Genomic DNA, 16,822 nt, shown 5'->3' with positions numbered 1-16,822 from the left:
TTGCTTGGTTCATTCACCGTCCGCTTTCCACTGGGCAACTAGTTCCTCCGAGAGCGGATGATCGTCCGGTTTGGTAATGACTCCGATCCCGAATCCTCCCTGATCCCAGTCGTTGACAAACTCTTTATGTTCGAAGTGCGGCTTGATGTTGGCCCACAATTTGTAAACGCCGCCGCCCCATAGACGCCCGGCTGGCCGTACTCCCGTTTTGGCTTCTTCATCAGGCACGATGTCATGCAGCGCTATCAAACCGCCCGGCTTCACCAAGGGGTACCACTGAATCAAATCCTCTAACACTCCCGCGTATTCGTGGTCGCCATCGATAAACAGAAAATCGAATTGCCGGCCGGCTAGGTGCTGACGAGCCTTGTTGACGATGGCCGGCAGTTGGGAGTTGCCTTCTAAAATATACATTTGCTGCTGATCACGGCGATAGAACTTCAACTTGCTGATATTCTCTAGCACCAAGTCCATGCCCAGATACAACGTGACATCTTGTAATTTACGGAGAAACATAAAACTGTTTCCACCATGCTTCAGTCCGATCTCCCCAATCACAACAGGAGTGTGCTCAGCGACATAGTCCAAAAATGGAACGATCTCGTTTTCGACCTGCAGGATTCCGAATTCCTTACCCGCAATCGCGTACAGTTGTGCCGAATCGATCACATCGGAAAACTCTTTTTTGGCGTCATGCCACGCTGACGGTTTGGGGAAAACCGAGGATTGAACGATGGTTTGATGCTGACGCTGAAACCATTTAAGCACCTGCTGGTATGCAGGGCGATATCGATCTCGAGCGGTGAGGGGGATTAGTTTTTTCACGTACACAAATCTTGGTTGTGGTGCAATTCTTGGGGGCCGTTTGTATGTACACTACAAGTGCCAACTATTTGTCAATCGCGACCTTCGTCCGCCAAGCAACAAGTAATTGTTTCATTGGGCGGATGTAGCACAAATATTCGACAAGTTCTCGTTGGTGTGCTAACTCGATTCGGTATCGCCGAGGGTCGCTGTCTAGCAACTGCATCTTTTCAATCGCTTCTTCGACTGTGCGTGCTGCCGTATGCGACGTGAAGAAGAACCCATGTTCTCGGAGGCTTTCGGGATTGCCGATCGCCAAACACCCCGCAGCAATCGCCTCCACAAGCGCCGTCCCAAACACGTGTCGCTGCCCCGGTGTGATTAAAAAGAATTTACTATTGAGCAGTCGCTCGCGAAGATCACTATCCATCGTTCGCCGCGCTAACTTTTCGGACGTTGGAATGACTTCCCGGTCTCCTTCGTGAATCGTACTGGCGATAGGGCCGAATGCCTGCAACGCAGTACGCCATTTCGCCTGCATCGTTACCATCGTGTGATGGTCCACGAAGACGCCTCTTCGCTCGCTGGATTGTTGAATATCAAACAACCGGTGAAAACAGCCGGGACGATGCAAGTGATAAGGGAATTCGACGACGTGCGACGGCAATTTCGGCGGGGCCATTCGGAAGTAGTGATTGAAGACAACGTCTTGTCCCACTGCGGGATGTTGCAACGACAGTTGGTACGAAGGAGCTTTGATCTCTCGAATGTAATAGGCCCAAAGCGTTTTTGGATATCGCTCGGTGATGCGTTTTGGGATACAAACATCCATACTGACGACGATGTCGTACTGATTCCAGTCGATGGATTCCGGGGCGATTGCCCAGCGGTTTTGCCCGTAGTCACGGCCGGGAATTCGATCACGGTAACTGGAAAAAAACTCTAGCGTATCCCATTTCAACTCCGTTGCGCGTTCCTGCCAAACTTGACATTCGATGTCGTCGAGCGTTTTCACGATACGGAAATCGGCAGCCAATTCGGTAAACAATCCAACCGGCCCAGTTCGAAGTAACGTCGACTGAATGATTTCTGCTGCATCGGCATCTGGGGCACAGCAATACAAGTCTTCGTTGACATCTTGTTTTACGACGATGACGCGCGGCGTGTGCTGATCAAGTGACAATTGCAACTCGATACATTCTTTCTGAAGCCGCTCCGACAATCGGGCGCGGAACTTCCTTTGGCGTCGATTGGTGGAAAATCGTTTGAATAGACTAGATAGCATCGTTCAGCATGACTTTTTTGTACGAAAGATGTATTTGCGTACTAGTCGTTTTGCGAAAAAGGAGGCGCCGTTGTAGAGAACAGAATTTCTGCTTGGTCGGCGGGGGTTTGATCGTCGTCGCAATGAGTCGCTCGTAGTTCGCCTGCATCGTTGAGATTTAACAACCAAGCCTCATAGCCCAGGTCACGCATCAAACACAGCATCTCGCTACCGCTTTGGCCATGATCGTGTAAAAACTGGTTGGTCAATTCACAGACCACGGTAGGGTGATGCTCAGCAAGCAGTTTCTGGGCGCCCCGAAGGGCAAAGAGTTCAAAACCCTCGATGTCGAGTTTGATCAAGTCTGGTGCCAATTGCATTTCGTCGGCAACGTCGTCTAGACGACGAATAAAGATGGACTCGCTGTAACCTTGGGATGGCTTACCGCGAGCAATGGTGGAGCCACCGATATTGGATTCAGGTGCCCAGTGTAATTGCTCTGTGTGTACCGATTCGCCCATCGCTTGGCTACACACGGTGACGTTGCTGCAACGATTTAGACACAAGTGAGCGGTTAATTTTGACAAGGCCCGCGCCGATGGTTCAAAGCTGACGACGCGCCCCGAATCGCCGACTAACCGCGATGCCAGCAGCGAAAAGTAGCCGATGTTTGCACCAACATCAAAAAACACATGACCGGGCTGTAAACAATTCAGCAGAGTTTTTTCTACGATCGGATCCCACTCGGTGGTCGTACGTAGCGTTCGTTCGATAACGTCCACAACGCCAAGATTCATCTCCATACCTGCGGGCAGTCGCTGGTGTTTGACATGATTTACATCATCGAAAACTGCCGGCCAACGTTTAAATTTCTCGGCGTACCATTCAGCGGTCGACAGCGACAACGGAAAATGGTTTAAGCGTAACTGAACGCTATTTCTCAGGCACGATTTCACGATCGTTTTGGCGGTTTTGAACATCTACCTTCCGATTGCCAAGCGCGCGACTTGGCCACAGAATTTGGAATTGATCGAAATGGACGGCAATTGACGAACTGCTTGCCAGGCAATCGACCATGCCAGCGTGCGTTGCTTTGCGAAACGGGCGTTTGTCAGACCACGCAGAATATATTGCTGGATTGCTTTCTTGGCTTCATCCCGGTCTTTCGCGGGGACGTCGGCGGTGGATACCCAATTCAGGAATTTGACCATCGAACGTATCATCTGCAACCGCTGCAACGGTGACGGTTGATAGGCACTGTCGATTCGCCGCCAGTAAGCACTTACCGGCGCGTTCAGATCGCCAGACACAATTTTGCCAACTGCTGCCATACGGAACCACAAATGACAGTCTTCCGCGATTTGGAGACCTTCGTCAAACAAGCCGGTTCGCTCAAGCAACGATTTGCGGAATAAGATTGCGCTGGTCGCCCAACATTTCCCTTCTAGCAACCGCCCCAGTAAGGCCGACGAATCGATGGAGTGCTCAAAACCAAAGTAAGGCGAGCACTCCCACCATTGTTCGCAGGTCTCTTTATCGGGGAACACCATTTCCGCAAGTTGATGCACGCCATCGACATCCGGTTGATCAATAAGAGTCTTTGTGGCTGATTCAAAACGGTTTGGATACACGTAATCGTCCGCGTCCAAGAAGCAGATCCATTCGCCCGATGCGTTTCGCAATCCGAGATTGCGGGAAGCAGAGACGCCGCGATTCATTCCACCACCATGCTGCAATACGCAAACGGTTTGTGGATGTCGAGCCTTTAACTGATTGGCGACTTGCAGCGTTTCATCGGTCGACCCGTCCTCTACGATCAATATTTCCAGCGAAGCGTATCGGGTAGCGAGTATGGATTCGACCGCTCTCTGTAGCCACGCCTCGCAATTGTATGCCGGAATAACGCACGAAATCTTCGACGTGGTGGACGCTGTGAATTTATTCGCTGGAATATTCGCGGTTGAAACGGGACCACCTTCATCACCTGGTCTCATGCTTCGTGCCGCAATGACTTCTTGATAAACGTTACCGTATTGAACAGCAATCGATTTGGTGCCGAACCGCTCGCGAACATGCGAAACACAGTCATTTCGCATCCTCAACAATGCATCAGGATTTGATTTCAAGTCGGCCAAACCGGCAGCCAACGCATCGACATCGCCAGTGGGCACCAACTTACCACAAACATTTGGCACAACGATGTCGGTGAGACCGCCGGTTGCAAACGCGAGTACTGGAGTGCCGCAGAACAACGACTCTGCAGCGACTCGTCCGAAAGTTTCGTATTCCGAAGGGACAATTGTCAAATCAGCTGCTTGATAACATTGTGCCATTTCCTGCGGCGATTCGCGGTAAGGCACCGTGCTAGAGGGAGTGTTCAACGTTGCTGCCACGTCGCCTGCGGAGCGACCAATTAACAGAGCGTGTATGCCATGGTCATCAAGCCGATTCAGGGCTTTTACAGCGTGCTGTGAAATGCCTCGATGGACGCCTTCGATGCTTTGCCCAGCCAGCAGCACGACGAACTTGTCATGCGGAATCGATAGTGCGTTTCGAGCGGCCAACATGTCACCAGGGAAAAAACTGCGTTCGTCCACACTGTTGTGAACAACATGCACCTTTTTTCCCTCACAGATCGGACTTTGCTGGACCTGTTGCCGAAGCCAATTCGAAATCGTTGTGATGTGGAGATCGGATTGTTGAATTGTCGTGCGTTTTCGCTGCCAATTGAAGCGAGTAAAGTCACTTTGCACTGACGGTACTCGTTGCAAGTCAGGACAGCTCCCGCATCCTGTTTTCCAACGATCACAGCCAGTCGGACAGGCACAGTGGCCTGTCATCATCCAGCTTTCTCGTAGCGTCATCACCGTCGGGTATCTTTTGGCAATCCGGCAGATGCCGGTCAGGTCGGCAAAACCGTGTCGCGCTTTCCATAAACTGTGCAAATGAACAATGTCGGCTTCACCAATCATGTCGGGTAGGTTGCGGAACCAAGGTGCATAAAGATTTTGAATCCCTTTTTGCTCTAGCCGACGAGTGATTCGCAGTACGCCAGGAATTGGACGTCGTTGCTCGATCTCGATCACTCCTGGTTCGTCCAAGATCTTGCTGCCCACAAACAATCGGCAGTCGTGTCCCAGTTCTCGCAAGGACTGGTGCAACGTCAGTACGCTACGCTCGGCCCCGCCGCCACGGTCGGCAACGTGCACTAACGCGATCCGCAGCGGTTTCGTCGATGGGTGTTCCGTATTCAGTTGTAAACGTCAGCAAGCAGCCGAAAGTTAGGAGTGGGACTCCTAACCGACAACGGACGACTGACGACTCCTCAACCATTCATCCAGAACGAGTAATGACCACGCCTTCCATGCCGCAACTTTGTCTGTGCTGGCAGCATTGACAAGTCGGCGGACGACTTTTGGGGAAAAGTATTCAGAAAGTTCGGTGTCCCTGCTGTTCAACCGGTCATGCAGTTCATCGCGATGAGAATCGGCAAACCAGTTGCGAATCGGAACTTCGAACCCCTTCTTTTCTCGATGCAAGAATTCGCCAGAGAAAAACTGCCCCGCGTTTTCTTTGAGTAGATGCTTGCCCACAACTGCCGTTGGGGATTGTAACGTTTCCAGTCGACCATTGCCGTTGCCCAGATTGGGTTTTAACTTCAGTTCGGGTGGGACTTGTGCCGCGGTCTCCATGAAAACGTGATCCAACAACGGTACACGGACTTCCAGCCCATGCGACATGCTGGCGATGTCAACCTTGGTCAAGTTGTCGAACGGAATGTAGTTGGCGATATCGAAGGCCTGTAGTTCATTCAGCATTTCGCGGCTTTGCACATTGCTGAAACGCTGATCAAATTCCGAACGTGTCGTGTCCATGACATGAAGGAATTCTGGACGCCACAGCTCGGCACGCTCCGCTGTTTGCATCGCTGCCGTGCGTGCGTATTTACTATCTCCGACGCTGGGATTGGACGGCCACAATCCGACGCGGCGAGCTCCATTGGCAAATTGATGACGTAGCCGCCGTCCTCTTTCCATCGGCTTGCGATGACCACACAACACAGCCGCGTAGGCGTGATACCCAGCGAACAGTTCATCGCCACCGTCACCACTAAGCACCATTTTGACGTGCCGTCGGGCTAGACGTGAAACGTACCAAGTTGGGATGGCAGAGCTATCGGCAAAGGGTTCGCCATAGTGCTGAACCAAGGCTGGCAGTAACTCCAGTCCATCCGGTTCCACGACCTCTTCGAAATACTCGGCACCGGCGACTCTCGCGGCCTCTTTCGCCCAATTGCGTTCGTCGTAATACGTGTCCGCGTGTCCGATGCAAAACGCCTTGACGGGCTGGTCGAGAATCCGACTCATGTAAGCAACGATAGTACTGGAATCGATTCCGCCAGACAAAAAAGCACCGAAGGGAACATCTGACACGAGGTGGGTGCGGATGGTTTCCTCTAATGCGATATCGATACGCTCGATCCATTGTGCCTCATTCAAACTACGGTCGGGGGCAAATTGCAATTGCCAGTACCGAATCTGCTGTGGTTCTTGGGGGCGCCGAGCGTCGACCAATACGGAGTGGCCCGGCAAAAGTTTGCGCACCTGAGTGTAGATGCTGCGAGGGGCCGGAATGTATTGATAGTGCAGATACTGGTCGATGGCCTGCACATCAATCGATGCTTCAAAATGAGGCAAAGCCGCGAACGCCTGCATTTCCGAAGCGAACGCCAAGTAGCCGTTTTGCCACGAATACAACAGCGGCTTGATGCCCACGCGGTCTCGCGCTAAAAACAACTGCTGTTTTCTGGCATCCCAAATCGCAAACGCAAACATGCCTCGCAGATGGCTTACACAGTCGGTGCCCCATTCCTCCCAGGCGTGGACCAATACTTCGGTGTCCGAGGATGTGCGAAACACGTGGCCCAAGGCTTGCAAGTGCCGTTGTAATTCTCGGAAATTATAGATTTCGCCGTTGAAAGTCACATGTACTTTGCCGTCTTCATTTCCAAGCGGCTGCTGACCTCCGACCAAATCGATAATCGACAGCCGACGATGTCCCAGGCCCACCGGGCCATCCACGAAAACACCATTCCCATCGGGGCCTCGATGGACCAGGCGATCGGTCATCGCCTGCACGTCACCGTTGCAGGTGATTTGCCCATCGGTTCGCAGAATCCCAACAATACCGCACATCAGGCGTTTTGCTCGATCTCTTTGGTTGCGGCGGACGTAAGGCCAGACGCATTAGACGCCGCGCCAATAAGTTGGTTGAATCGTTTGACAAATACAGAATCGTTGAACTCTGTATGCCGGACCGCGTCGATCGCTGCGGCTACGGATTCATTTGGCAACCGGTCCAACTGCTCGGCACATCGGCGAAGCGAGTCGGTCTCCAAAGAATGACACGCCAAGCCAAGTGGATAGTCGTTTAAGAAAGGAGTAACCGAAGCGTAGCGGGGCGCGTGCAATAACACGGGACGACCTGCGGCAACGTAGGTCGTCAATTTCGTTGGGAACGACAGTTCGGCCAACGGCCGGAGATTCGCTTCGAAAGGTTGAGGCAAATACAACATGTGGCATTCCGCCAACAATCGCACGGTTTCGGATAAGCTGCACCAGCCAAAATATTCGATCCTTTGAGGCTGGCGCGCATCGAGCGTGTAACGTGAACCAATCAGACGCAGCGTGACATCTTTGTTATGAATCCGCCAATTTGTTTCATCTAACATCTTGATTAGTTGACGAAACGGTTGCTGCGCTGTTATCGAGCCGGCAAAACCGATGATGATCCGGTTTGAGTTCGGAAGCGGACCAGGGGAGTACCACATGTCGCGTCTTATACCAAGACGCAGGATCACATAGGGTTTAGGTCCAAACTGATTCATGTAAGCGGTTTGCATTTGCTCGCAAATCACCCCCACGGATTCGGCGTGTTGGATTGTTTTGCTGAAGCGATAGAGCATGTTGGAAGCCGACCAGCGGTCCATATTCAGCGAATTTACCAGCAACTCGGGCGCATCCCATACCAAAATGCTTAATGGTTTGTTCAACCTCTTGGCGACACCTGTTGCAATTTGAATCACCGTCGGACAATCCAGAATCGCCCAAATCTTGTCGCAATGCTTTGCGGCATCGGTTGCACAAATTTGCTGGGTCAGCTGAGTGCAGTGTCTCTCAAACAAGGCCTTCCGCGCAAGCCAACCCAGAGCCTCCCCAGCGATTCCTTTGACGGGACGCCATCCCGTCTCGTATTTTCGCACGACATGACCGGCTAGGTCCGTAGCATGATCGAGCCAACTCAAATCGATCACTTGACGACTAGGAATCGGAATGAACTTGAGTGAGTCTGAAGGAACGGACTGCTTCAATTCATTCAGGATCACTCCGCCCACGCCCGGTTCGCCTGGAATTGTGCCACTGAGGGTCAGGACGGTTGAAGTGTTAGTTGACGTCATTTGTTGGGCACGACGTTTGCCAGTTGCGATTCCTTGGACTGGCTCTCCATTTGAAATCGCAAGTTTTCGAACAAGCCATCGAACTGCAAAACACGTCCATCGTGGGGACTGAGCATTTGGTCGACCGTGCCGCGGAAAACGAAACCCAGGCGATCGAGTTGAGAGTGAACATCTGCGAACGATGGTTGCCCTTGATACAGTGAGTAGGACGACAGTTCGACGATGATTGCGTGCGCCATTTTTAGCGTCCGTTCACCGCCACGAATCACACGATCCTCAAACCCTTGAACGTCAATCTTGACGATCAGCGGACCGACAATCTGCAACTGATCCGCAACGTCATCTAGTCGTTTAACTTGAATCGTTTCGTCGACGAAGTTAGTGGTATGGGGAAATTCGTCACGGTGCAGGTCGTCCATCGGCAAAAGCGACGAACTGGGCGTGGATTGATTTCGGTGGATGATCGAGGTTTCGTTGGTGTCTCCCAATGCGAAATGAAATGCCTGGCCCGGCGGGGTTTCGTTTAGGACTTGCTCGACTTGCCGAAAGCAATCCGCAATCGGTTCAAAGCTATAGATCGTAGCCTCAGGCATCCATTCACGGAATACTTTCACGCTATACCCGTCATTGGCGCCAATATCCAATATTGTGGCCGGGTTGTATCGCAATAGTTGCTTCCAGGGCGTGAGCTGGGCTAACCGTTTTTCTTCATTCCGAGTGGCAAGCAGACGACTTTTGAGACGTACATCCAGACCCACGAAGCCAAACAGAGCATGAATTATGTTTTTCATTTCCCCAGCTCGGCTCGCGTGTATTCTGCTAACAAGTGGTCGTGCAATTGTTGGGTGTACGGCATCGCATCCTTGCCTGCATTTTGACGAAAAACGCGAAAATGATTCATCAATCGAACAAGTCCCCGGCTGATCCCACCGCGTCGTTTAGCCCCGAAATAGATTGTGGTTAAAGCTTGTGAGCATCGTTGACCAAGTGTGCCTGGTTGATGACTGAAGGCAAAGATACGACAGGACGATGCATTGAGCTGTGTTGACTGCCATCGAAAGTGCTTACGACTGCCCACAGCGAGATGTTGAATCGGGTCGAGGTACCAATGTGTTCCTTGAGTTTGCCGCCAGGACCAATGATCCATATCTCCGGTGCCAACGAACAATTTGCCACCTGGCCGCACATAGGACATAGCCGAACGCATGCCCTCCAGAGGGTCAGCAAGGTGCTCGAACACATCAAACATCGTTACAATATCATACTGCCCGGCTTCGACATCCTTTGCTGGTTTGAGAAATGGTTTGAGTACCATGATCCCGTTTTTCTTCAGATCCGCCGCAGCGTCAGAGGGTTCAATAGCAGATTTGGAAAAGCCATTCGGAATCGCTGCGAGGAAACTGCCGTCGAAGGCCCCAATATCCAAAATTGACAATGGTTCGCGATGTCGGTTTCTGAGCCGTTTGATCAAGTAATGTTGCGCACTGCCCTCAACCGCAGCCTTGTGCCAGCGATTCGCAGGAAGCGTTTCATAGAGAGATGCGATGACCGCGTCGTTGGGGCGCGGCAACCGCAGTCCCAAATGGCAGTTGAGGCAGCGATATAATCGCCCGGGGGCAACCTGTGTGCTGACTTGATGTTCGAATTCGCTGCATCGCGATAATCCGGGAGTGCGACATTCGCCAAGATCGATCAAGCGGTGACTACCACATACACAAACGACTTGTTCTGTTGTGATGTTCGTCGGTTTTTTAAAGGAATGAATCGTTGCGGCTGCCATTACTGGTAACTTTCCAGACTCTTCCGTGAAGTGACGATCGGAGTAGGCAAGTGGATGGCTCCCCAGCTGTTATGCCAGATTGCTACCACGCCACTATCCAGCACCGGCCGCACGACTTCGAAATGGAGTACATCCGTCACGCAATCGAAATCAACAAACCCGGTCTGATGGTTGCCCGTGCCAATCGAGATTGCGAAATAATAACTACCGGGTGCTAACCTCAAATCGTTCAATTGCAGGTTGATTTTCGTCGTGTTGTTGGCTTGTAATGAAACAGATTCTCTCGAGAAGCAGCTTCCAACGGGAGCGCCATCACCGCGGTACATTGTTAGCGAGATGCGGGCGTCTCCAGAGTATTCCAGCGAACGTGAGACAACGTCGATAATCAACGGTTCGTCCACTTCGAAAAATGTATCGTTCTTTTGAAACCGGATCGATTCGAGGCGAACCCGCTCGCCCATACCGTCCATCTGCCGACGTCCCGAATCATTGGCGACGTCGCGATTGTTAGCGGTATAAACGTCGATGGCTTCTTCAGTTGGCCCCAGGAACGCAATGGATCCTTGCTTTAGTACAACAGACCTTTCTGTTAGCTGCCTAACGGTCGCCATATTATGGCTGACAAACAATACCGTTCGACCGCTGGAGGCGACTTCGTCCATCTTTCCCAAGCATCGCTGCTGAAACTCGATGTCCCCGACTGCCAGGACTTCGTCAACGATCAGTATTTCAGGTTCCAAATGCGCTGCCACTGCGAAACCCAGCCGCACAGTCATGCCACTGCTATATCGTTTCACAGGAGTGTCGATAAACTTCTCAATGCCTGCAAACTGAACGATTTCATTGAACCGTTTGCGAATCCCGGTACGCGTCATTCCCAAGATCGTACCGTTCAGATAGACATTTTCTCTGCCTGTTAGCTCGGGATGAAAGCCTGTGCCAACCTCCAACAAGCTGGCGACACGTCCACGCAATTCGATACGGCCTGCGGTCGGCTGCGTGATCCTAGAGAGGACTTTCAGGAGCGTACTTTTGCCCGCGCCGTTACGACCGATGATTCCGATCGCTTCACCAGTCGGAATTTCGAGGTCAATATCTCGCAACGCCCAGAACATTCCGTCGCTATCGACGCGCGAAGGATCCTCGGCTGACAATGCCGAGGGTTTCGAGGACCGACCCATTAATCGCGAGGCCGTGCGGTTCACCAATTCACGTACCGAACCGGCATGGGTCAGCCCAAGTTTGTAACGCTTGGAAAGGTTTTCGATCTTGATTGCGGTTGACATCAAATAATATCCGCGAAGGTGGTTTCCACTTTGCGGAAGTAGATCAATCCGGCTATCAGTAGCACCGTGAGAACCGCGAAACTAATGGTCATCATTTGCCAGTTGGGCGCTTCAGTACCCAATAGCGACCAGCGGAAGCCTTCGATGACGCCCACCATTGGATTGAGTGCGTAAAGTGCTCGCCATTTCTCTGGGACCAGCGTGATTGGATAGACGATGGGACAGAGGTACATCCAAATTTGAATCAAGAATGGCACCGCCATTCCAACGTCGCGATACCGCACGTTCAATGCGGTCAACCAAATCCCAAATGCCAACGCTGTCAGTACGGTCAATGCGACAAAAATCGGTAGGCATATTAATTGCCACCCTGGTATGTAGTGATACCAAGCCATCAGCCCTGCAACGACAACCAACTGTAGCAGCAACTCGACCAGACCGACCACCACGCTGGCAAATGGCAACACCAGTCGTGGAAAGTAAACCTTCGTCAGCAGCGATCCACCACCAACGACGCTCCCCGTCACTCCACCAAGTGAGGCCGAAAAGTACATCCAGGGAATCAATGCAGAGAAGGCAAAGATAACATAGGGCACGTCGGTTTCGACTCGAACAAAGACACTGAAAATCAGCGTGTAGATCAAAGCCGAAAGCAACGGTTTCAACACGGCCCAGCCATAGCCCACTAAGCTTTGACGAAAACGAGCTGAGATATCCCGCCAAGCCAATAGCATCAGCAAGTCGCGATAACGCCAAAGTTCCGCGAGATTCAATGTGAACATCCCCGCTGGCGCCTCAATCACCGTGATGGGAAGCGATTCAGTGGGACGTGGAGGAGACGACTTCATGACCGACAACGAATTCGTCCTGAGAGGATTGGAGATAACACTGTATTATGCTGCGATCCCGCGGGACCATGGTCGCCAGTTCATGAATGGCTGCTCGAAAAGTTTGAACAAGATGCAACTGACAATGATGACGGTGGGGACGATCGTGGCAATCATCAAGAGGATGGCTGATGTGTAACCGAAACCAACGATTTGAGGCAACATCCCACGGCCGACGAAGCTAATGATGTAGAAATGAAACAAGTAGATCGTGTAACACATTCCACCAATGATCGGGACGGGGCCGGCTGTCAACAGAGCGTGAATGAGCTTTCCACGGATCGCGCCAATGTAAGCAACTAACATCACCAAAGGAAACAAGTATAGCGTTCTCGATTCGAATTGAAGACACACCAATGCGGTCCAGGCAACGACACCAAGAGCGTCAAACCCATGCGACCGTTTCGGGTTTTGGTGCCAATCATTGACAAAAATATCGGCTAACAAAATGCCAACCAGAAAATGGTCCAGCACAAAAGGTAACGATAGTTGCAAACGAGTCGGAGCCGAAGCGGCATAGAGCGTCTTGGCGGCGACGATCGCAATCAGTATCAACCACAGCCAACTGCGGCGAGCACGTCCCCGTCGTTTGAAAAATAACCATGCAATCAGTGGCATCAATAGATAAAACTGGACCTCGATCTCCAGTGACCAAGCGACAAAGTTGATCTGGCTCATCTGGCCATATATCTGGTTGTGGAGATACAGGCAGCTTGCACCAAAGTGAGGTAATAATTCTGCGAACGATTGACCATTGACAATGCAAAGCAATGCGAAAATGATGACCAAATTGATCAAATATGGCGGTTCCAAGCGAGTGACGCGTCGCAGAAAGTAGTGTTTCAGGTTGGGAGCCGAACCTTGTTTGCTGTGCACCAAGAATGGTAGCGACAAAATGAAACCACTGATGGCGAAGAACAGTGGGACGCCACAGCTGCCGACATGGAAAAAATTGAACAATGGATTTTCGCGTAGTTCAGCTCTTTCCCAGGCACCCATTTTGGCAACGAGATAGTCGTTCAAGTGGTAAACGACCACGAAGAGGATGGCGATGCAGCGGAGCCCATCGATAACAGGCACGTAGCTGCGTCCCGGCGAAATGGATCGGCGTAATGACCACCAATGCCGGTCGGTTGAAGTTCTTCCGCATGACGACTCGACGGTCGAGTGGCATGCACCGTGCGACTTTTTCATGGTGTCCGCTACACTGCATTGCGTTAGCAGCGATTGGTCTAGCAATGAATCGCACGGTTTCTTAGACAAGCTGAAATTCTTAGACAAGCATGAACATCCGCAACAGTGGTCGCGAGCAGACGTCCCAGCGATACTTTAATGCATTTTCGCGAGCCGCATCGGAAAATAGCTGCCAATGCCGCTGGTCCGTGAGATGACGCGTCAGCAATCGCACCAACGCATCAAGGTCCCAGGGATCGCAATACTCTCCGCCTAGGCCACCAATCTCGGCCATCGCAGTCGTGCTGCTGCCAATCACGGGTGTGCCAAACACTTGGGCCTCCACAGCAGGTATACCGAATGACTCACAGCGACTCGGCAAAGCAAAGACTCTTGCCGCAGCCATTTCTTCATAAAGCTGTTTGCGAGGAACCTTGCCCGTAATGCTGACGTGCTCTTGCAGTTTCGATTCGCTAATCAGATCGAGGACGAGACGTTTGTAACTGGGGTCCGGCCATGGCCCGACCAACCGCAGTTTGGCATCTATACCCTGTTGCCGCAAACGTTTCAAAGCAAGTACTAATTGATCTGCACCTTTCCATGCCGCCATCCCCGAGACTGCCAGGATCGTGTTGGGCGACCTTTGTATCTGCTGTTCACGCGCGGCGATGTGTGCCGAATCACCAATCGCTTGGTAAACAACCTCGCTGTGCTCCGCGTCCGCGTTGGCATTCTGACGATACAGGTTTCGCATGTAATGCGAATTGTAAGTCATTAAATCCGCGGACCGTTGTGCCTTGGCGTATGCACGTCGCTGTAGCATTCCGATAAATTGCTGCGTGATTGTCTTGGGGACTTCCCTCGTCATGCACCAAGGATTTTGTGCTAACGATACCTGAGGTACAGGACAACGTGAGAGAATTGTACCGGTCGGCGTAAAATACAGATCACTGTTTTGCTGATGAATGATTCTAGGAATTTGGCTTCTTTCCCAAATTATCCGACTACTGGTGCGACGCACCGATCGTGGAACAGAAACATAGCGAACGTTTGTTGGGAACGTAGACTCATCCAAATCGTTGTCAGGCGACACCAGCATGTCAAAAACATGCTCCGGAGTCCAGGTCGCCAATTGCTTTATGTGGCCATGCAAAACATGACGGCCACTGGGATGATTCGCTGAAAGGCCATTTACAAGAACTCGCATGACTGCTGCTTCAGCGTGACCAAGAAAGTTTGTTAGAAATCTCTAGGCTGCGTGAAATGATTCGCCTTGGGAGTCCGAGCACCTTGTCTATTCCAGAGACCGGAAGAGTCTGATCGATTGTTGAACACGAAGTCCCAGACACCAAGCGTTGGCAGGTTGTTGATGGGAACGTTAGTGAGTCTATTCGGCGTTGCAACGGAATTAAGGAGGTGTCGGCGCGGACTTCGTCCACTTGGGTGGCACCCACCCTTTGAAGCCTCGTTGGCTGTTCATGCCTAGTGGCACTTGCTTATGTCCTTTTACCAGACCAATCACCACGCGGTTTAATTGGCATCTGTCGCGATTTTGCGATCGAGTTGGCGGCACTGATGCCGTACGTTCCTTCAGCCTAATACGCGATGGAATGCCGCAATCGGTCTGGGAGGCGTTTTGCTTCTCCTAACCGCTGTTGCTTGGCTCTTCCAATAGGAGACGGAGATGATTCAAGGGATTGCAGGACCATGGTTGCTGAGGTAATTCAATGCGTACATCTAAACCCTTGGAGCACCAAAAGTATCCTGACTGACCCCTTCGTCGATGACAAGGACGCTCGCCATGAACTTACGGTAATCTAAACCGGTTACCGGCGTTTAGTAGGATTATAGCGGTATTGATTTTTGACCCACGTCGTTGTGATAGGAAATTCTCTGTCGAGCCCGTGGCTATAGACCGGAGGTGGGACAGGGGGGGCGTGGGTAGTCTCGGAGACAGGGAGACAGGGAGAGGAGTTTGGAAAAGTTAAATTGACAATTTTAAATTGAAAAATGGCGGGGGAAGAGGAAGCTGTAGCAAAAGTCGTGGAGAGTCTCGTCAGCATAGTCGATCGGCTTTATGGGCCATTGGCGTGATTTGCTTCCCCTGCGAGGAGGTCAGGGGCGACGCTAGCTAGCGCTGGGTAGGGGCGTTGTTAGGAATAAAGCGTGCGAGAAAGGTGTTCCCAGCTCTCGCCAGCCGCTTCGTGCGGCTGCCACTCCCGCTCTCCTTGTCCTCCCCTTTTCACTCGCTGCAATGCCGGATCTTCGCTTTGCTGCGATCCCGCTTACGACTCCTCACTCCTCGCTCCTCCGGCGAGCCGGCGGAGGAAGCGGCGGAATCGTTTGCGACTGAATAGTCGCTTCTTCGCGGGCGGTTGTACTCGGGAGGGATCGGGCGGCGGTTGACGGACGACGGCGGGGGCCCATTCCGCTTCCGGTGCCTCCTCGGGCTCGGTCATCTCGTAACGCGTCTCCTCGAGCGTTTCGTCGAGCAAGTAGTCGCGCCGCACGGCGCTGGGGTGTTTCAGTGGCCACGACAATGAACTGGCGACCCGGTTGGCCATCTTCCAGTCTTCGCTGACCGTGTGCGTGGCTGCGGGGCCGCAGCCGATATTGGAGATCAAATTTTGGGTTGGGATGACGCACAGTCCTGAATGGATCCACGTTGCATAGACCCACTGGTAATCCCAGGTGAAACCAGGCGTGTTGTGGGTGTACCACAGATGCTCGAGCCACTCGTCGCGAACAAATTCACGCCGGAAAAATCGGTCGATCCAACCGCTTTTGACATCGTCGGGAAACGTCGCCAGCGAGCCATCGTAATGCTGCCAAGCTCGCCGCCAGGTTGCCCAGCCCCAAATCAGCGAGTAAATACTAAACGAATACGAAGCGTCGCAGTGATCCTGCCATGCTCCCGGATAACACTCGCCCGAAATCGACATCACTCGCGTGTCGTCGCGGTAGCGATCAAGCATCTCATGGCAAAACGTAAAGAAGCTAGGGTCGGGAACACAATCGTCCTCCAAAATGATGCCTGCTTCGACGTGCGAGAAGAACCAATCGATCGCGCCGCTGACCGCCGCTTGGCAGCCCTGGTTCTGCTCGTGGTACACCGTTCTGACTTCGCAGTCCCAGTCGACTCGCGAGTCGAATTGACGCATTTGTGCGACG

Annotated in this window: 12 protein-coding genes and 1 pseudogene; all 13 read right to left on the bottom strand. The window is 52.2% G+C overall.

What is annotated here, in order from left to right; genetic code table 11:
- Nucleotides 1–9 precede the first annotated feature (9 nt).
- On the bottom strand, nt 10–825 hold the full coding sequence (locus RMSM_RS37280; protein ID WP_160168357.1) for a class I SAM-dependent methyltransferase: 816 nt from the start codon (nt 823–825) through the stop codon (nt 10–12).
- Nucleotides 826–889: 64 nt separating this feature from the next.
- On the bottom strand, nt 890–1,987 hold the full coding sequence (locus tag RMSM_RS23820) for a glycosyltransferase family protein (protein WP_160168356.1): 1,098 nt from the start codon (nt 1,985–1,987) through the stop codon (nt 890–892).
- A 143-nt stretch (nt 1,988–2,130) separates the two neighbouring features.
- Nucleotides 2,131–2,973: an FkbM family methyltransferase gene (locus RMSM_RS37275; protein WP_236622282.1), complete on the bottom strand. Its 843-nt coding sequence runs from the start codon at nt 2,971–2,973 to the stop codon at nt 2,131–2,133.
- 75 nt (nt 2,974–3,048) lie between these two features.
- Nucleotides 3,049–5,277: a glycosyltransferase gene (locus RMSM_RS23810; protein WP_008702531.1), complete on the bottom strand. Its 2,229-nt coding sequence runs from the start codon at nt 5,275–5,277 to the stop codon at nt 3,049–3,051.
- Between the two features lie 87 nt (nt 5,278–5,364).
- A complete protein-coding gene (gene asnB, locus RMSM_RS23805; RefSeq protein WP_008702530.1) occupies nt 5,365–7,263 on the bottom strand; it encodes an asparagine synthase (glutamine-hydrolyzing) in 1,899 nt (632 codons plus the stop codon).
- Nucleotides 7,263–8,525, bottom strand: coding sequence for a glycosyltransferase family protein (locus RMSM_RS23800; protein WP_040769191.1), 1,263 nt, complete (start codon nt 8,523–8,525; stop codon nt 7,263–7,265). Before RMSM_RS23800 ends, asnB begins: the two co-directional genes overlap by 1 nt.
- The gene (locus tag RMSM_RS37270; protein WP_008702527.1) at nt 8,522–9,316 is read right to left on the bottom strand and encodes an FkbM family methyltransferase; all 795 of its coding nucleotides are present in this window, start codon (nt 9,314–9,316) and stop codon (nt 8,522–8,524) included. The genes RMSM_RS23800 and RMSM_RS37270 overlap by 4 nt, the downstream gene beginning before the upstream one ends.
- Nucleotides 9,313–10,305, bottom strand: a complete 993-nt coding sequence (locus tag RMSM_RS23790) for a class I SAM-dependent methyltransferase (protein WP_008702524.1) — start codon at nt 10,303–10,305, stop codon at nt 9,313–9,315. Before RMSM_RS23790 ends, RMSM_RS37270 begins: the two co-directional genes overlap by 4 nt.
- Nucleotides 10,305–11,591, bottom strand: a complete 1,287-nt coding sequence (locus tag RMSM_RS23785) for an ABC transporter ATP-binding protein (protein WP_008702522.1) — start codon at nt 11,589–11,591, stop codon at nt 10,305–10,307. Before RMSM_RS23785 ends, RMSM_RS23790 begins: the two co-directional genes overlap by 1 nt.
- Complete coding sequence (locus RMSM_RS23780) at nt 11,591–12,439, bottom strand: ABC transporter permease (RefSeq protein WP_008702520.1); 849 nt, start codon at nt 12,437–12,439, stop codon at nt 11,591–11,593. The genes RMSM_RS23785 and RMSM_RS23780 overlap by 1 nt, the downstream gene beginning before the upstream one ends.
- Before the next feature lie 45 nt (nt 12,440–12,484).
- Nucleotides 12,485–13,741, bottom strand: a complete 1,257-nt coding sequence (locus RMSM_RS23775) for an acyltransferase family protein (protein ID WP_144057909.1) — start codon at nt 13,739–13,741, stop codon at nt 12,485–12,487.
- A 10-nt stretch (nt 13,742–13,751) separates the two neighbouring features.
- A complete protein-coding gene (locus RMSM_RS23770; protein WP_008702517.1) occupies nt 13,752–14,519 on the bottom strand; it encodes a glycosyltransferase in 768 nt (255 codons plus the stop codon).
- A 1,417-nt stretch (nt 14,520–15,936) separates the two neighbouring features.
- Nucleotides 15,937–16,822 (bottom strand): annotated as a pseudogene (locus tag RMSM_RS41250) (hypothetical protein); the annotation flags it as partial.

Origin of the sequence: Rhodopirellula maiorica SM1 (assembly GCF_000346295.1) — a bacterium.
GTDB lineage: Bacteria > Planctomycetota > Planctomycetia > Pirellulales > Pirellulaceae > Novipirellula > Novipirellula maiorica.
This window is presented reverse-complemented; position numbering and strand designations above follow the sequence as displayed.